We start from the raw sequence: 14,320 nt of genomic DNA, 5'->3' as shown, positions 1-14,320 counted from the left end.
TATTGATTTAGTTCACGCAACGAGCCGCAGCCGCTTCCTGCACGAGCTTCACATGCGCTTCCCGGTCGCGATCGCCCATCCAGCCAAGTAGCATAACGATTGCGATGATTCCTAGAATGCACCATACGGATGTTCCGAATGAGCTTCTGGGTGCGCGGTAGTCCTTTGTGTCAAATGGAATCATGGTGTTTTCTCCATTAATTGCATTGCAGTTATGTGGTTGTTTGGCTGGTGGATGAGCCTTATCGTTCCGTTTTTCCGAAGTAGAGTGGTAGGCCGGTTTCTGATTTGATTTTTTCTATCATTGTTTTTGTGGCGTCTTCAATGACTTTGTCCGCTCTGATCAATTCGAACCAGAATTGAGGCGATCCGCCGTTTGGGCGGAACCGCAAACGTGCTTTTATTTGGTACGGTGTGCCGTTCCAGAAGACGGGAATGCCGATTGCGATTTGCTCGAAAAATTTCATCTGCTTCATGGTGGCTTGGTCGCTTTCTTCGACAAACGTCATATTTACGCCGCCATCTTGCAGCCTGATCGATGATTTCAGTTTCATGTCTTGGCTTGCCTGGAAAGATAGCGCCATTTCAAGCAATTGCTGGCCGCTCGGCATGTTTTCAACCGCGGCTATGTCGTCAAGGTTATTTTCAATAAATTTGGCGAATTCAAATTGTGATAAACGTTGCTCATCGTTGCTTATCCAACGATTCCATTCCTCTGAAAATAGCGGGTTGTAATTTGCTTTGAAAGCTTGCCAATTTTGCCCGTCCGAACCGGATGAGTGATCGTCGAAGATGCATGTAAATCTGATTTTTGATTTTTCATAATCGGCGTCGCAATAAATGACCGTTTCTAGTTCAACTTTATGCCTGTTTATGTAGGCTATGAAACTTTCAAAATCGTCAAGTGTGATCAGTCCCGATTTTCTTAATGGTTTTTCCTGCAAGATTTGGTCGTTTTTTTCCTCAAGCTTCCATCCTGGCGGCAATGCCACACGTTTAAATGGTCCATTGCTGACTATTTCGACCGGTTGAATTTTAGATGCGAGTTCCACGATTTCCTGAGTTTTGCTATTTTTTACGGTATCCATATATTATCCTGTGGTGTTTGTTGTGAAGTTGGTGGCTATTAATTGGTTGCTTCGATGGTTTTGGGTTCTTGCTTTTGCTCGTCAACCACTTTCAGCTCAAGTTTCTGCTGTCTCGGGTTGTCTACCGATAGGCTGCAGTCGTCCGTTGTGAATAAAACGGTTTCCATTGGCTCATCCGCCGGCATGGTTGCTTTTACTTTGCCGGTGACATGCATGGCGCCGGTTTTTAACAGTTTCTTAACACTGATCGTTAGATCGATCTTTCCCGGTTTGTTGGTTTCGTCTACCTTTTTAATCAGCTCCTTAAATTTGTCGCTGGCGGTGCTGATAAAGAATCCATTGCCGATGTGATGCATCGTGTCTGTGATCGGTTTACTCATGATTGCTCCTTATGGGTTAATTGCGATTGTTCCGGTTGATCCAACTTCATGACTGGTGGCCAGTAGTGGATTAATACTTCCTTTTCGCAGCCTATGTTTTCCAGTGCTTTGCCGATTCCGGGGATGGCGTAATAAGTGCCATCCGAGTCCTGCGGCATGCCTAGAAATTCTGCCGCTTCTTCCGCGGTGACCGGGCCCGGTTGCTGGCATACCCAACCGCGCAGGCGGTTTTCTAAATCTATTATTGAAAGGGTGTTCATTGCATTAACTCCGATTTTCTTTGCGCTTGATCATTTCTCACCTCGCGCTTTTGGTTATTTAATTGCCTGGCTTCCACAGGCCCCACCGAGTGCACGGCTTAAGGAGGTAGCCTTGGGATTATTCAGTCTGTTTGATGCAAGCAGCCGCGGCGGCAACCCAGCCGTTGGTGGCTTTGCTTGCTGGCAGCATCACACCTTCGTTGTTTATCGCTGTGTATCTCGGGTGAGACTGGGTAATCTGGTTAATTGCCGCATCGCAAGCGGCTGCTGATTTGTAGCGGGTTTCGTTGACTATCGGCGCTGAGTAAGGACTGCCAAACGGGCCGGAATAAACCGCCATGACACCGGTCATTTTCCAGTAATCCGCCGCCATAACCGGCGCGGCAATCAACATCGATAAAGCAATTACAATTTTTCTCATGGGATTCTCCAAAGTAGTTTCGGTTATCAACCTCACCTGCTTTCACGACTTGTAGTGGCTGGTTGATAGTTAAATATTAGCGAGGCGCTAAGATAGTGTCAATAGCGTAACGCTAAATTATTTGTGATTACCTGAAATTTGAGTTTTAGTTGAGATCGCGCTACCGGATGGCTGATAGGGAAGGGTGCTGCGATCTAAGGCGGGGTTGTCGTGTTCAAATTTTCTAAATGAGAGTAATCAATGCGTTGAATGTCATTGAACCCTACAGGGAGGCGCTTTGTTGCTTGCAAATAAATAAGAAATTACTGACAAAACAATTTGTGAACTTGATCCGTAGATGACCTCTCTATTGCAAAGGGCTATGAGCGCTGCAATAGCTGCTTAATTGCGATGGCGGGAAAAACTGATAATAAGGAAAATAAAATGGAAACTTTTCACGCGCATATCTATTTTTCGAAAAATGAAAGCGTGCTGGCGGAAAAAGTCAGAGATAATCTGATCTATGCCATTCCGCAAGCGGCGCATGTCAGCGAGTTGATGCTCGATCCTTCCGGGCCGCACCCCAAACCGATGTTTGTGGTTCATATTCCTTCATCCAGTATCGGCGCCGTTGCTCGCATCATTGACCGGAAAAGGGCAGGGTTATCCGTTTTGATTCACCCTGCTCAGGAAGATAAATTGGCGGCACATACCATTTTTGCCCGCTGGTTGGGGGAAAGGTTGCCTCTTAATTTCGATGCTTTGTAGTTAATTTGTGCAGCTGAGGCAATAGAATTTGCTTGTTGCTAAAGTTTGAAGCGCATGTGCCGCTATTATTTTTGCATACATCATCCTGTTTCAAAAGCAAACGGCCCCGTGGAACGTTCTCCGTTACGTTCCACGGGGTTTTTTGTTTGATGCTCATAGAATTCTTTTTGGCTGGAGAAATCCCTGCCGCTATTTATATTTTGCGCGCTGCTCAGTTCAGCGGAATCCTACAGACAGCAATCTTTATGCCAAGGGGGAAAAAGAATACGCTGACAAAATATATTTTTTGATAATCCGTTTATGGCTTGGTTCGTTCGTTCTGAAATTTAACCTGAGAGGATTGCCATGCAAAATTATTCACATGCTTCTATCCCATCACCATATTCCGATGATCTTGTTTTGGAAACAATAGATCCTGTCGTTGCCTTAAACTTTGTCAATGGCATCATCGATGGACGTTATCCGGATCTTGGCGGACATCAGCAGCGGATGAGGAGAAATACGGTTTCATTCGCCAAACTAATCGGGTTGTCATTGGAAGAATCCGAGTTTCTGGCTATTGGCGCCGGCATGCATGATATTGGTAAGCTGCATATTAGTGACTACATCATAAACAAGCCATCGCAGTTGACCACCAGCGAGTTTTTGCTGATCCAGCAACATACTGAAATCGGTTGTAAGCTTCTGAGTCCATTGAACCTGGATTCACGCATTACAGACATCGTTCTCTATCATCATGAAAACTATGACGGCAGCGGCTATCCAGAGGGTTTATCCGGGGATGACATTCCTTTGTTAGCGAGAGCTGTCAGGATTTTGGATTCTTACGATGCATTAACGATGAGCAGGCCATATCACAAGGGCGTGACGGCTGAAGAAGCATTGCTAATCATGCGGCGTGATTCACAGCAATATGACCCACGTTTACTTAAGTTATTTGGTGAAATAAAGTTGTTGTGAATTTTGGTTAATTTTTACCGGAAAATTGCTGCAAAAGGGGAATTTGCATGCGTCCTAGTCAGCGTGTTTGAAATAGGGATTTAACCAATGAAGCATTGGTGTTGGTTGGTCGACCATAACCTTGCCGGTTGCACTACTATTTTATGAAAGCAATTGTTATTTATTCGTGATTAAAGTGATTTCCTTTCTTTGCAAAGAAGAATTATCCTACATAAAAACAGAATATTCCGACTTAAGCTATCGATATATTTAACGTAATTCTCATCACTTGTTCTTTAAGATAGAGATGATGAATTTAACGCAAATCCAGCTATCCGATTTAAAAATCGGCCAGCCATTACCACATAATTTAGTAGATCAAAATCACGCAGTGCTGCGAGAGCGGGGGCATATATTTAAAACTCCGGATGAGCTGAGAAAACTGCCCGATAGAAAAATTTTCTTTCAATGCAAAGAAAATCAATTAAATCATGACGGGCCGAACGATAATTACCCGGCCTTTTTTGATTTTAGCGATATGCAGCTTAAGGTCGGCGATAAGTTGCTGTTAAAGCCGCAATCCAATACAAAAAGCCTATGTTTTTCAAAGAACGGTACTTGCATGGTGACCGTGATCGGATATATCCCTAAAGTAACGTTGATGGTTTCTTTGCCAGCAACCGATCAAATGGTAGGGGCTCCATTTGTGGAAGGCGATCAAATGCAGGCCAATTTCTTTAATGGGCAAAATGCATTCAGCTTTAAAGTTTTCGTCGATCATGTGATCAAGCATCCCTTCAAATGTCTTTGCTTATCTTTCCCCAAGCAGATCAATGGTCAGATAATCCGGAAATCGAGACGGATTAGAACTGAAATCAGAGCGGAAGCCGATGTAACCATCGCGCAAATTTTAATCACCAATTTGAGTGCGAGCGGCGCACAGATTACTGTACAAGACGATCTGGGATTAAAACCTAACGAAAAGTTGGAGCTGTCTTTTGAATTGCAATTTGAAGAACGGAATATTCCCATGTTGTTGAGGGCGAATATTAAGTCCTCGAATATAAAATCTGATTTGCTATTTTGCCACGGCGTTGAGTTCGTCAATCCGAGCGCTGAACAAGTCTCGGCTTTGCGTAGTTTTGTGCATCAGGAAATTGTGAAGGATCCTACGATCATTATCTAAATTACTCATGGTCATTTTGCTTAACATCCCTGCAGGTAAGGACTACGTTCTACGGGTTTTTTGTTTGTGAGGGGGAGAGTAGATGCTGTCTGATTTTTAATGGCACTGAGAACTAACAGCGTCACTGCGATGTGGTATAAAATCGAGTCGGGAAGTGGCTATGCTCCCGCATAGTGGATTTGTGATCAAATAATTAGAAGGAACAAATATGTCTCGATCACTTTTTATTCTTATCGTCTTTGCCGCAATGCTTCAAGGTTGTGTTACTTCCAGAGAAGTGTTTCTGGCTGATGGAACCAAAGGGCATAACATCAACTGTAGTGGCTCCGGATTGAACTATAGCTACTGCCTTGAGAAAGCAGGGGAGATTTGCGGCGCGCGCGGGTATCACCTGCTGAATCAGCAGGGTGATGTTGTTCCTTTCCTTCAAGCAATCAGTGAACTTGGCGCAAGTACACAATCACCATCGGTCGGATATTCGTCATATTCCGGTACAACAATCACCCGGAATCTATTTATCAAATGCAAATAAATGGGGGTAGCTTATGAAAGTCGAGGTGACGGTTGAATTAGAAATAAGTTTACATAAAACCAGTATTGCGGACATCAAGAAATTACTGGAAGAAATGATGGATCCCCAAAAATTCGATGCCTTGGAAGCGATCAGGATAAAAGATATCAAATTAGGGGAATAAATTCGTATTCAATACCAATTAGAGAGGTTATTCAGTAAATAAAAACCCGCTCGGGGCGGGTTTGGTGGAAATTAAATGCAACTTATTGTTAAAACATAAATTTGGCGCAATTTGACCAGTATATGTTTATTCACTATTGATCCTATGGATATCTGTATTTACTATTTGGCCCTATTGAATTGTCTGGATTTTCTTCTAAAATAGGTTTTGTTAAAGGTGGAGGAGTTGCAGAATTATCTTTTTGCTTCACCTCTTTTTCATGGTAATTTGTTGTTTCAGACCGTCCATCGATCTCTTGTTGATTGTGTTCAGATATTGACGTATCAATCTCTTCTGGAATGCGTTCAGATATTGAAGTATCGATCCGTTCTTTGATTGGCAAGCCTAATGGCGGGGTAGATTGAGCAAAAGCCGCTGAACTCGTTATATAAACAGATCCAGATATTAAAGCTGCTAGTAAGCCGGTAATAGTTTTGTGCATTTGAATACTCCCATTTTAAAGAAGTTGTTCGCGATTCCATTTTTTAACAGAAAATCATTTCCATCACATTTTAGACAACAAAAAACCCGCTGGTGCAGGTTTGTATGGCATATACGATCAGATGTGAAAAAGAATTTGTGATTGCTTCCTGTAGCTGAGGAAATCGTTACAAATTATTTGTGAATTATTTGTGAATTATTTGTTAACTTTTCGTTAAGTTTGTGCTCTAATAGCAACTGATGGTTTATTGATAAACTTTTTCAGGAGAGCTAAAAATGAATACAAATCATGCTAGTAACAACACCACGACTACCCTTGGTCTAGGTCTGATATGTTTCTTGACTTTAGTTAGTCTTGCATTATTTGTAGGAGTGGACGCGGGCGTATTATTTTTCACAGGCTATCTTGCAATAGCTGCTATTAGTAGCACTTTAAGAGATAAAAGATATCCTTCGCGCAAAGCTTTGGGCTGAGCAACATAAGCGAAGATTAGACTGATAGTACTTGACCCTGTGGGGCGGTTTCCGATCCACGGGGTTTTTGTTTGGTAAACAATAGAATTTCATTGTTGTTAGCAATATAGCCGTTAGTTCTCGTCAATGGAATAAATCCTCTGATAGAATCCGGAAAGGGGGATTTAACAATGATAATAAGTACGATAGGGTACGAAGGCTTAGATATTGATGCATTTATGGCGTTGCTTGCTGAAAACGACATTGAAACTGTCGTTGATGTTCGCGAGATGCCCTTGTCACGCAAGCCTGGATTTTCTAAGAAAACTTTGACTAATGTCTTGAATCTTTCAGGGTTTGAGTACGTTCATATGGTTAAGCTTGGTTGCCCTAAAACGGTGCGATACCGTTATCGGCAAGATGGTGATTGGGGGCGTTATACTGAAGGATTTCTCAATTACCTGAAAACGCAGCATTCCTCTATTGCTGAGCTATCCAGCTTGGTAGCATCTTCGAGCTGTGCATTGCTTTGTTATGAAGCTGATTTTAATTTTTGTCACCGGTCGATGGTGGCTAATGCTGTGCGCGATTATTGTGATGCTGAAGTTAAACATATCGTGGCGCCGGCTACTAAAAGAGCGACCTCTGAATCTCTTCGATTGGCATTCGCTTAGGCGGATAGCATCCTTGTTCTCACAAAAACTTCATAAGCAGGTTGGTATAGTTCCGTCCGGCCTGTGTTCCCTTCAGGAGTAAGGGCCTCCCAGTTACCCGGTTTACCTTTATTGTCCGGGGATCTGGGAATTCTAAACATCCTTTTTAATGGCGCGTTCCTTTTCCTATGAGGAACGCGCTTCTTTATTTCTCCGTTTACCTGGTTCCATAAACCCCAGCAACCAAAGTTCTGCCAGCAGCATCTGGTAGGCGGGTGGTTATCGAGCGATGCTCAAGCGAAAGTTTTTAGCAACTTTTGTGAGCGTGAAAGTGGCATTGATTGATCCTTGTCTTTCATATTTCACATCATAGTTTGGGCGCTGGGGTGTTTTTTCTCCACTCCCAAGGCGGGATAGGGGAATCTAATCCCCATAATCCAGATTGCGATGATTTTGCTTTATTTTGTATGTCGTACAATCCATTATTAGTTACATATTTATCAAAAACCCAAGCCATGCCGCGTTTAATTTGCTCGGTGTTAGCATTTATTCCTTCACATGTCACATAGGCAATAGTGCGTCCGCGATCATCTTTGCTTTTTGGCACTATTTCAGCATTTTTATTTAAACAAATTTCCGATAAAGATAATTTTGAGTTAAGAGCGAATCTTTGGCGTTTTTCCGGGGCATCAATCTCAGCGAGCCGAACAACTATTTGATGATGATCGCAACTTGCAACCAATGTATCCCCATCGGTCACGAAAATAACGAAACACATTAGTGCAGTGGTCAGCATTCAGTATTCCTCTTATGAATACAATTTTGTTTTGGCTTTAAAAATTAGCAACCCCCAACCTCGCTAGCAGTATCGCTTGGATTTATTGGTGTTTACGCACTATCATGCAAACTCGCGCAGCAATCTTTGCTTTAGACCTGGTTTAATAGTGAAGGGTGGTTATGTATCGCCCATTCTGATATCACGCTCAATTGTGGCGCTGATGCGCATTAATATTTTCTGATATTGCCCTCTTAATAACATTTGGAGCATCAGTATCGGGCTTACTATAACAACAATTATCAACATAATGAACGAACGCAATATGATCAGTAACAGTAAACTTATAGTCACTTCAGTTATTATGTCATTTAGTTTGGTTCTGATGGATATATCATCAATGGACGCCAGAGTTTTCTGTATCGAGTCTTTATGATGCTTACTATCAGTATTTCTTTGTTTGGAAAAACCAACTGATATATAACTGAGAATACTAATTCTGTGACAAAGACGAATTGAGTTGTTAATATGATCTCTGATTTGGTTGTATGCCGTAGATTTGAAGTCTATATTACCTCTAGCAGCATAAAGAAATAATTTATCTCTTGCTTCAAACAGACGCTGCCTTGTCATATCAATAATTAGGGATTGCCACGGCCCATGGAAAAATACCGTAAGTATTATAATCGCCAAGAATAATTCCAGAAGCTCTATAAGAACAGGTATCGTCATATTCTTTCGTCCTTGGGGTTAGTTTCTCCAGTTGGAAGGAGCCCGCTGCTTGATCTATCTGGATTAATTATCATTTCTAATTTTCTATTATGTTTATGTAATTGCTCTGTTTTTCTTCTGCGCTCCTTGCGTTCAAAAATAGCCCACAAAAAGAAGATAAATGCCAATATCCATGGCATACCAAAATCGCTTTCTTTTGCTTTTAGGTAGGAAAGTACAACATTCGTGATTGTAGTTTTTCCAGCCAAAGCGTCAATAGATAAATAACAAAAATAGCCCAATGTGATCTTGACGATAGCATTAAAAATTACGGGTAATAAATCGAAAATCTTTAATGTTAAGAAAAAGCGAAAATCTGTACCATCAAGTTTTGCGTTCTCGTTCTGTATATTGTCTTTATCCTTATTATCGCTCGTCATTTTCTTACTTCGTGTTTGCACTTACATGGCTCTGTTTCGCACCAATCTGAGAGCATTGCAACGCGGTCATTCGTTGATTTTTTTTCGCCATTTCCAAGGTTCGATAGGCAATTGCGTTTGCCACAATCCAATCTTTTTCGCGTGCGCATGATCTTGCAGCATATGCAAATTGTGGTCAGTTGCATATCGATCATAAACCCATGCCATGCCGCGTTTAACCTGCTCCTCACTTGCGTCAACTCCATCGCAATTTATGCGAGCAATGATCCGCTTGTATCGATCCTTGGTTTGTGTGGTGATTTTGGCTTTTTTATCCAAGCATAGATCAGATAGTGATTTCTTTGATTCGACGTAAAATTCTTGTTTCTTCTCTGGCGCGTCAATTTCTGCAAGTCGGATTACTACTTGTTCATTGTCACAGGTGGCTTTTAGCGTGTCGCCGTCGGTTATGGAGATAACTAGGCAGATTAAGGTTGTTGAGAGCATTGACCCCTAGTTTTCCATGATTATTCTGAATGATTCTGAATCGAGAGCATGTTTTATTACTAAATTTATGTCTTGGTGCGTGTAGGTGTTCGTGCCTTTGTAATAAGTTTTAGTCCATCCATTTTTCAATAGAGCTTTATCAAAGACTTCACGCTTATCTTCAATGCAGTCAACATTATTGATTTTTTCAATTGTTCCATCCAAGTGCACAAGACTGATTTCATCATTGTCCTTACATTTTTTCTTAAATATGGATGGTTTTCTCGTTATTAATTCTATTTCTGAGTACCCCATGTCGGCATCAGCATATTGAAATTTTTTCTGTTTGTCAGGGGCATCACCGAACTCATGTAGCCTGATATGAGCATCAAGGATAACTCCATATAACTCACTATCCTTGATAGTGCAATCATAATTCGCTCTATCAGTTGTTCGTTTGCAGGTAAACCCTGATTTCTGAGCATCTTCAAGTTTTCCTGGGGCGACAAATGAGAAGAATTTAATTTTTTCTTTAATTGCTATTTTTTGTGGCTGCTCAGTCTGAACACATGAAATATTAAAGAGGCATGCAGAAGTCAATATGATGAGTTTATACCAGCCTATTTTTAACATATCGAAACTATGGTTAATTATAATTGCTTGCACTTGCATGGTTCCATTTCGCACCAGTTGCTTAATTGGATGACATTATTTTGGGTTGCCGTTTTCATTAATGACTTTCTTTTCACTCTGATGATAGATGTCAATAATCCCGGCAATTTTTTCAATTTCGCTCTTTGGTAAGCCTGTAAGAATATCAATGGCGTGCGTTAGCTTTTCATTATCAGAATAGACGGGCTGATCCATCCAGCCTGCTGGTTTTCCTGTTTTCTTCTCGATATCCCTAGCTGATGCGCTATTGATTGATCTCGGTTTCCCAGTTTTTGAGTCAGGTGATCTATTGATCCATTGGCTTAATTGCGACGGATTCGACATACCTAACACCTCTGCAAGCGCAGCAACGCTTCCATATTCTTCTTTGAGAATCAGTAGCCTAGAAAGCCTAGTTTCTTCAATAGTTGGATAATTCATATTTGCATTAGATAGCAATACGCTAATTTTTTCCATTAGCGCAGCGCTTGACAGTTAGATTAGCGCTGCGCTAATATATTTGTATGAATTTAGATCAATATTTAACCGCACACGAAAAGCCCATTTCTTTTTCAAAGAGGATTGGAGTTCCTACGCCTTCGTTGAGTAACTGGAGACGCGGAAAGCGGCCAATACCCATTAAGTGGATGATCATCATTGAGAAAGAAACTGGTGGTTTGGTTAGTAGAAAGGAGTTGTGCGACAGGTGGCACGAAATCTGGCCCGAGCTAGCCACGCAAGAACAAACTGAATCGGAGACCGCCGCTTAATTTGCTCTTAAAGAGCAAATTGACGACCGCAAAAATACAAAGTGAAACAAGGGACAAAACAAATGACGCAACCATTAGACGAACAGACCATGTGTGACTCCGAGGGAAGCCAACCCCGCCGTTCTTTTCGAGATAGCTGGCTGTATAAGCGTCTCCGTGCTGTGCGCGCATGGTTCGAATCTGATCGGCTTGATCCAGATGAATACCGGCTTCTGTCCACAATGCCTTTACGCCCAGGAGAATCGATAGTAGTAGTCCACTCCAACATGTACCGAGGAAAATTGGTAATTGAGGCGAACTGGAAAGGTAATTTCCCTGAAGTGCTATTAGTGCAGTTAGGGACCCGACGGATAGTGAAACGATATTTTTGATCCAGTTGAAATAGGCGCTTTGAAAGTTATGAAGGTGGCGGCGTTCGAGATCTTCAAACGTGACTTCTTTTTTGCCGGGTTCTGACATGTGCGTAATCCTTTGTTGGGAAAATGATCGTAAATTTTTCTTAAGCCGGGTCACACAGTTTTTGTATGCCAGCCGCGCCCGTTCGGTTAAAAGCGGTGCTATGCCGGTGAGCCGGTCATGATGATGCTCCTTAGCTGTTCCCTGCCGTCCTATTTCCTCTCTTCATGGGGCGGCAGGTTTTTGCAAGGTTTTTTTGCTTTGTTGTTGCATAGCAAAGCTTCTGGCGCAAGCCGGCTGGGGCCCTGCCGCGGTTTCTTCCTTTGACGCGGCGGGGTGTTCCGATGTTTGCATGATCGGTGATTTTGATTTGTTTTAAAACGTTTTTATGCGAGGCCGGAAACATGGGAATTGAGCATGTGCTGCACAGGTTGGCGATCCGCTACAAGAGCGGCGCCGGGATTAGAGCGATGGCTGACGATCTGGGTGTCAATTATCAGGTGCTGGTCAATAAATTAAATCCGAACACGCATACGCACCATGTCTATGTTGAAGATTTGGACGAGCTGGTGACGATGCTGGATACGGATGACGTAGCGAAATACTTCGCGGCGCAGCGCAATATGGTTTGCGTGAAATCGCCGGGGTTTGACGATTTGTCGGATAACGCGCTGCTGGATTTGTTTATCGATCTGGAATCGCGCAAGGCGCAGTGGCTGGAAAGGATGAAGGATGCATTGTCGGACGGCAAGATAACGCGTGGCGAGTTGACTGAAATCCGGTGCGATTACAGTGAATTTATCGCCGCCACGGCTGAGGTGATGGCGCGCATCGAGTTGTACTTGCAAGCCAGCGAGGCGCGCGCTGCGCGGTTGCCGCTTGGTGGCCCGGATAGGAGTTGAGGGAATGGCTGAAGCAATCAATCGCGGTTCACTGCCGCGCGGTAATTCGAGGGATATCGCCCTGATATTGACGCGCCACGCCGATCTTGAGATTCCTGAGCAAAAACTAATGCTGGCGGTGCTTTTAAAAGCGATTTCCGATTTGATGGATAAGACCCCGAGCAATAAATATCATCGCGCTATGGCGCGGGAGTTCTTCACCGGCAGCGCGTTTGTTTTTTTCTGCGATATGTGCGGCCTGAACCCGGAATGGGTGATGGATATTTTGCGCAAGCATGCGGGGCTGGAGGCGTTGTGAGGATCGGCGGCATCAAGCGGAGCTATTCGGGCGCAGGCTTCTTCGAGTATTTCAATCGCCGCCTTCTCGAGCGGGTCGGCGGTTTTCGCGGGAGCAACCAGGCGTTTTGCGCAGTCCACGATTTCTTGCAAGCGGGCAATATCGCCGGAAGCTTTCATGTCGGCTACGATTCTTTTGAATTGCCGGGGATCCGGCGTGCCCAGTCTTTTCAGTATACGTTCCAGCTGTTCATCGTCCAGGACAATATCCGGGCGGCGGCGTTTCAAGTAGTCGGCAACGATGCTGCGCTCAGTTTTCATTATGCGGCGGTCCGTGCAACAGATGAATTCCAAAAGATACAAGCCCATCATCTCATAGCTCATGGTTTCCCAAGTTTTTTGAATGAGGGCGTCGTCAAAGCTGGTTATGGCGTGTTGTGCAATGTTATTGACGAATTGCCCAGTATTGAGGTCAACGGCGCGATTGATGCGGTGTTCGAAAAAGGAACGGCGGCTGGCGCGCAGGTGGCAGTAGGCGTCGATAACAAACTTGCCATTGTTTTCATAAACACGGCTGACGCTGATGTTGCGGTTGGTGGTGATACCGTGGCGGTTGGTGTAGGTAATGTTGTAGTAGCCGCTGGCGGGGAGGATTTTTGCGCCGGCGAAGTTGAATTTTTCAATAAAGTCTTCGAATTTGTATTCCGGCGTGATGGCGCAAAGTTGCATGCCGGGTACCGGATATGTTTTGTCCAGTTTTTCCGGAAGTCTCTGTCGCAAGGCTTTCCAAACTCTTGCGGACACCCAATAAAAAAAGAAAATGGCTGCCGTGGCAGCCAGCAAGATAGTGATTTTTCCCATAGTGACAGCTTATGTGTTACTAGAAAACCCGCACATTACAGTAAAAAAGAATTGTTTACAAATCATGACAGTCTGGATTATTCTTTAGAAGTTGCATCAAGGATGTTGACTAAAGTCAATCTATCCGCTGATAAAGTAAAGAACAGTCAGGGTTATGCCAGACTGTTTCTTTTATGCTCACAGGGGTTTGCGTTTTACGAGCGGATCGAACAGGCAGCCGCAAGGCTTTCCGGCTCCTTACCGGAAGACCACCTTGTTTGGTTCCGCTCTTCTTTTATTGATGAATCGCTCAATAGCCGCTATTTACGTCGCAACTTATTAATAATTTTCTGCGTTTCACGATCGGACAGGAATTCCTCAGCAAATTGTTTCTTTAAAGAAGCAATGACACAAAGCAGGACTGCTTGTGTGTGCAGAGGTATCTCATCCCATCTTTCTTCCAATTCAATTAGCAATAATTCACTTATTACGATTGGATTGCTTGGAGGTAAGTTGTGGCTTTCTATGAGGCGGATAACAATACTGTTAAGTTCTTGTTTCGTCATATTTCACCTGTTCAATGTATGGATTGAACACATCAAAAAGAACCAGGCAGCAGACTACAACAATTCTAAATTGTTGACAAACACAGATGCGGGCCGCTTCCAGTATCGCAATTTTAGCAGGCAGGTTCATTTGACAACCACCATCAATCGGTTTAGCCATGGAGTGCGATATGCTTATTCCTATTTGTTTTGATAATTTCATCTGGAAAGGGCAAACCGTTGGGTG

24 protein-coding genes are annotated in these 14,320 nt (G+C 43.2%); 11 read left to right on the top strand and 13 right to left on the bottom strand.

Going from position 1 to position 14,320, the window contains the following annotated elements; genetic code table 11:
• Positions 1 to 7 precede the first annotated feature (7 nt).
• From HRU77_04370 to HRU77_04350, 5 genes are all read right to left on the bottom strand, one after another.
• Positions 8 to 184: a hypothetical protein gene (locus HRU77_04370; protein QOJ19998.1), complete on the bottom strand. Its 177-nt coding sequence runs from the start codon at positions 182 to 184 to the stop codon at positions 8 to 10.
• Between the two features lie 58 nt (positions 185 to 242).
• A complete protein-coding gene (locus tag HRU77_04365; protein ID QOJ19997.1) occupies positions 243 to 1,088 on the bottom strand; it encodes a DUF2303 family protein in 846 nt (281 codons plus the stop codon).
• Between the two features lie 38 nt (positions 1,089 to 1,126).
• On the bottom strand, positions 1,127 to 1,468 hold the full coding sequence (locus tag HRU77_04360) for a hypothetical protein (protein QOJ19996.1): 342 nt from the start codon (positions 1,466 to 1,468) through the stop codon (positions 1,127 to 1,129).
• The gene (locus tag HRU77_04355; GenBank protein ID QOJ19995.1) at positions 1,465 to 1,728 is read right to left on the bottom strand and encodes a hypothetical protein; all 264 of its coding nucleotides are present in this window, start codon (positions 1,726 to 1,728) and stop codon (positions 1,465 to 1,467) included. The genes HRU77_04360 and HRU77_04355 overlap by 4 nt, the downstream gene beginning before the upstream one ends.
• Positions 1,729 to 1,846: 118 nt before the next feature.
• The gene (locus HRU77_04350; protein QOJ19994.1) at positions 1,847 to 2,149 is read right to left on the bottom strand and encodes a hypothetical protein; all 303 of its coding nucleotides are present in this window, start codon (positions 2,147 to 2,149) and stop codon (positions 1,847 to 1,849) included.
• Between the two features lie 423 nt (positions 2,150 to 2,572).
• Between HRU77_04350 and HRU77_04345 the strand changes: the two genes are divergently transcribed.
• The 5 genes from HRU77_04345 (at position 2,573) to HRU77_04325 (ending at position 5,716) form a co-directional block, all read left to right on the top strand.
• Positions 2,573 to 2,896: a DOPA 4,5-dioxygenase gene (locus HRU77_04345; GenBank protein QOJ19993.1), complete on the top strand. Its 324-nt coding sequence runs from the start codon at positions 2,573 to 2,575 to the stop codon at positions 2,894 to 2,896.
• Between the two features lie 345 nt (positions 2,897 to 3,241).
• Positions 3,242 to 3,856 carry an HD domain-containing protein gene (locus HRU77_04340; protein ID QOJ19992.1) on the top strand — a complete coding sequence of 205 codons (615 nt, stop codon included), beginning with the start codon at positions 3,242 to 3,244 and terminating at the stop codon, positions 3,854 to 3,856.
• Positions 3,857 to 4,142: 286 nt separating this feature from the next.
• Positions 4,143 to 5,021, top strand: a complete 879-nt coding sequence (locus tag HRU77_04335) for a flagellar brake protein (GenBank protein QOJ19991.1) — start codon at positions 4,143 to 4,145, stop codon at positions 5,019 to 5,021.
• Positions 5,022 to 5,229: 208 nt separating this feature from the next.
• On the top strand, positions 5,230 to 5,553 hold the full coding sequence (locus tag HRU77_04330) for a hypothetical protein (GenBank protein QOJ19990.1): 324 nt from the start codon (positions 5,230 to 5,232) through the stop codon (positions 5,551 to 5,553).
• A gap of 13 nt (positions 5,554 to 5,566) precedes the next feature.
• Positions 5,567 to 5,716 (top strand): hypothetical protein, encoded by a 150-nt coding sequence (locus tag HRU77_04325; protein QOJ19989.1) that lies wholly within the window; start codon positions 5,567 to 5,569, stop codon positions 5,714 to 5,716.
• 142 nt (positions 5,717 to 5,858) lie between these two features.
• On the opposite strand, the gene HRU77_04320 is transcribed toward HRU77_04325, so the two are convergent.
• A complete protein-coding gene (locus HRU77_04320) occupies positions 5,859 to 6,197 on the bottom strand; it encodes a hypothetical protein (protein QOJ19988.1) in 339 nt (112 codons plus the stop codon).
• A gap of 275 nt (positions 6,198 to 6,472) precedes the next feature.
• Between HRU77_04320 and HRU77_04315 the strand changes: the two genes are divergently transcribed.
• Both HRU77_04315 and HRU77_04310 read left to right on the top strand, forming a co-directional pair.
• A complete protein-coding gene (locus HRU77_04315) occupies positions 6,473 to 6,670 on the top strand; it encodes a hypothetical protein (protein ID QOJ19987.1) in 198 nt (65 codons plus the stop codon).
• A gap of 170 nt (positions 6,671 to 6,840) precedes the next feature.
• Positions 6,841 to 7,323: a DUF488 domain-containing protein gene (locus HRU77_04310; protein QOJ19986.1), complete on the top strand. Its 483-nt coding sequence runs from the start codon at positions 6,841 to 6,843 to the stop codon at positions 7,321 to 7,323.
• A gap of 346 nt (positions 7,324 to 7,669) precedes the next feature.
• Here the strand turns inward: HRU77_04310 and HRU77_04305 are convergent, their stop codons facing one another.
• The 6 genes from HRU77_04305 to HRU77_04280 all read right to left on the bottom strand — a co-directional run bounded on the left by HRU77_04305 (position 7,670) and on the right by HRU77_04280 (position 10,821).
• Complete coding sequence (locus tag HRU77_04305) at positions 7,670 to 8,098, bottom strand: thermonuclease family protein (protein ID QOJ19985.1); 429 nt, start codon at positions 8,096 to 8,098, stop codon at positions 7,670 to 7,672.
• A 159-nt stretch (positions 8,099 to 8,257) separates the two neighbouring features.
• Positions 8,258 to 8,809 (bottom strand): hypothetical protein, encoded by a 552-nt coding sequence (locus HRU77_04300; GenBank protein ID QOJ19984.1) that lies wholly within the window; start codon positions 8,807 to 8,809, stop codon positions 8,258 to 8,260.
• Entirely contained in the window at positions 8,806 to 9,228 is a 423-nt protein-coding gene (locus HRU77_04295; GenBank protein QOJ19983.1) for a hypothetical protein, read from the bottom strand. The genes HRU77_04300 and HRU77_04295 overlap by 4 nt, the downstream gene beginning before the upstream one ends.
• Before the next feature lie 66 nt (positions 9,229 to 9,294).
• Positions 9,295 to 9,714: a thermonuclease family protein gene (locus tag HRU77_04290; GenBank protein QOJ19982.1), complete on the bottom strand. Its 420-nt coding sequence runs from the start codon at positions 9,712 to 9,714 to the stop codon at positions 9,295 to 9,297.
• Between the two features lie 6 nt (positions 9,715 to 9,720).
• On the bottom strand, positions 9,721 to 10,365 hold the full coding sequence (locus HRU77_04285; protein ID QOJ19981.1) for a hypothetical protein: 645 nt from the start codon (positions 10,363 to 10,365) through the stop codon (positions 9,721 to 9,723).
• Positions 10,366 to 10,401: 36 nt separating this feature from the next.
• A complete protein-coding gene (locus tag HRU77_04280) occupies positions 10,402 to 10,821 on the bottom strand; it encodes a hypothetical protein (protein QOJ19980.1) in 420 nt (139 codons plus the stop codon).
• A gap of 47 nt (positions 10,822 to 10,868) precedes the next feature.
• Here HRU77_04280 and HRU77_04275 point away from each other — a divergent pair, with 47 nt between their 5' ends.
• Positions 10,869 to 11,114 carry a helix-turn-helix domain-containing protein gene (locus HRU77_04275; protein ID QOJ19979.1) on the top strand — a complete coding sequence of 82 codons (246 nt, stop codon included), beginning with the start codon at positions 10,869 to 10,871 and terminating at the stop codon, positions 11,112 to 11,114.
• On the opposite strand, the gene HRU77_04270 is transcribed toward HRU77_04275, so the two are convergent.
• Entirely contained in the window at positions 11,073 to 11,573 is a 501-nt protein-coding gene (locus HRU77_04270) for a hypothetical protein (GenBank protein QOJ19978.1), read from the bottom strand. The two genes, HRU77_04275 and HRU77_04270, sit on opposite strands and share 42 nt — an antisense overlap.
• Positions 11,574 to 11,914: 341 nt before the next feature.
• On the opposite strand from HRU77_04270, the gene HRU77_04265 reads away from it, so the two are divergent.
• The 3 genes from HRU77_04265 to HRU77_04255 are packed head-to-tail and all read left to right on the top strand — an operon-like array spanning position 11,915 to position 14,287.
• Positions 11,915 to 12,412 carry a hypothetical protein gene (locus HRU77_04265; GenBank protein ID QOJ19977.1) on the top strand — a complete coding sequence of 166 codons (498 nt, stop codon included), beginning with the start codon at positions 11,915 to 11,917 and terminating at the stop codon, positions 12,410 to 12,412.
• 4 nt (positions 12,413 to 12,416) lie between these two features.
• On the top strand, positions 12,417 to 12,710 hold the full coding sequence (locus tag HRU77_04260) for a hypothetical protein (GenBank protein ID QOJ19976.1): 294 nt from the start codon (positions 12,417 to 12,419) through the stop codon (positions 12,708 to 12,710).
• Positions 12,662 to 14,287 (top strand): hypothetical protein, encoded by a 1,626-nt coding sequence (locus HRU77_04255; protein ID QOJ19975.1) that lies wholly within the window; start codon positions 12,662 to 12,664, stop codon positions 14,285 to 14,287. Before HRU77_04260 ends, HRU77_04255 begins: the two co-directional genes overlap by 49 nt.
• Positions 14,288 to 14,320 lie beyond the last annotated feature (33 nt).

The organism is Gammaproteobacteria bacterium, from assembly GCA_015709615.1.
Taxonomy (GTDB): Bacteria; Pseudomonadota; Gammaproteobacteria; order Burkholderiales; family Nitrosomonadaceae; genus Nitrosomonas.
This window is presented reverse-complemented; position numbering and strand designations above follow the sequence as displayed.

Coding starts and splice junctions, on each gene's coding strand:
- HRU77_04370 (QOJ19998.1), bottom strand. CDS start 184: ATGATTCCATTTGACACAAAGGACTACCGCGCACCCAGAAGCTCATTC.
- HRU77_04365 (QOJ19997.1), bottom strand. CDS start 1,088: ATGGATACCGTAAAAAATAGCAAAACTCAGGAAATCGTGGAACTCGCA.
- HRU77_04360 (QOJ19996.1), bottom strand. CDS start 1,468: ATGAGTAAACCGATCACAGACACGATGCATCACATCGGCAATGGATTC.
- HRU77_04355 (QOJ19995.1), bottom strand. CDS start 1,728: ATGAACACCCTTTCAATAATAGATTTAGAAAACCGCCTGCGCGGTTGG.
- HRU77_04350 (QOJ19994.1), bottom strand. CDS start 2,149: ATGAGAAAAATTGTAATTGCTTTATCGATGTTGATTGCCGCGCCGGTT.
- HRU77_04345 (QOJ19993.1), top strand. CDS start 2,573: ATGGAAACTTTTCACGCGCATATCTATTTTTCGAAAAATGAAAGCGTG.
- HRU77_04340 (QOJ19992.1), top strand. CDS start 3,242: ATGCAAAATTATTCACATGCTTCTATCCCATCACCATATTCCGATGAT.
- HRU77_04335 (QOJ19991.1), top strand. CDS start 4,143: ATGATGAATTTAACGCAAATCCAGCTATCCGATTTAAAAATCGGCCAG.
- HRU77_04330 (QOJ19990.1), top strand. CDS start 5,230: ATGTCTCGATCACTTTTTATTCTTATCGTCTTTGCCGCAATGCTTCAA.
- HRU77_04325 (QOJ19989.1), top strand. CDS start 5,567: ATGAAAGTCGAGGTGACGGTTGAATTAGAAATAAGTTTACATAAAACC.
- HRU77_04320 (QOJ19988.1), bottom strand. CDS start 6,197: ATGCACAAAACTATTACCGGCTTACTAGCAGCTTTAATATCTGGATCT.
- HRU77_04315 (QOJ19987.1), top strand. CDS start 6,473: ATGAATACAAATCATGCTAGTAACAACACCACGACTACCCTTGGTCTA.
- HRU77_04310 (QOJ19986.1), top strand. CDS start 6,841: ATGATAATAAGTACGATAGGGTACGAAGGCTTAGATATTGATGCATTT.
- HRU77_04305 (QOJ19985.1), bottom strand. CDS start 8,098: ATGCTGACCACTGCACTAATGTGTTTCGTTATTTTCGTGACCGATGGG.
- HRU77_04300 (QOJ19984.1), bottom strand. CDS start 8,809: ATGACGATACCTGTTCTTATAGAGCTTCTGGAATTATTCTTGGCGATT.
- HRU77_04295 (QOJ19983.1), bottom strand. CDS start 9,228: ATGACGAGCGATAATAAGGATAAAGACAATATACAGAACGAGAACGCA.
- HRU77_04290 (QOJ19982.1), bottom strand. CDS start 9,714: ATGCTCTCAACAACCTTAATCTGCCTAGTTATCTCCATAACCGACGGC.
- HRU77_04285 (QOJ19981.1), bottom strand. CDS start 10,365: ATGCAAGTGCAAGCAATTATAATTAACCATAGTTTCGATATGTTAAAA.
- HRU77_04280 (QOJ19980.1), bottom strand. CDS start 10,821: ATGGAAAAAATTAGCGTATTGCTATCTAATGCAAATATGAATTATCCA.
- HRU77_04275 (QOJ19979.1), top strand. CDS start 10,869: ATGAATTTAGATCAATATTTAACCGCACACGAAAAGCCCATTTCTTTT.
- HRU77_04270 (QOJ19978.1), bottom strand. CDS start 11,573: ATGTCAGAACCCGGCAAAAAAGAAGTCACGTTTGAAGATCTCGAACGC.
- HRU77_04265 (QOJ19977.1), top strand. CDS start 11,915: ATGGGAATTGAGCATGTGCTGCACAGGTTGGCGATCCGCTACAAGAGC.
- HRU77_04260 (QOJ19976.1), top strand. CDS start 12,417: ATGGCTGAAGCAATCAATCGCGGTTCACTGCCGCGCGGTAATTCGAGG.
- HRU77_04255 (QOJ19975.1), top strand. CDS start 12,662: ATGGGTGATGGATATTTTGCGCAAGCATGCGGGGCTGGAGGCGTTGTG.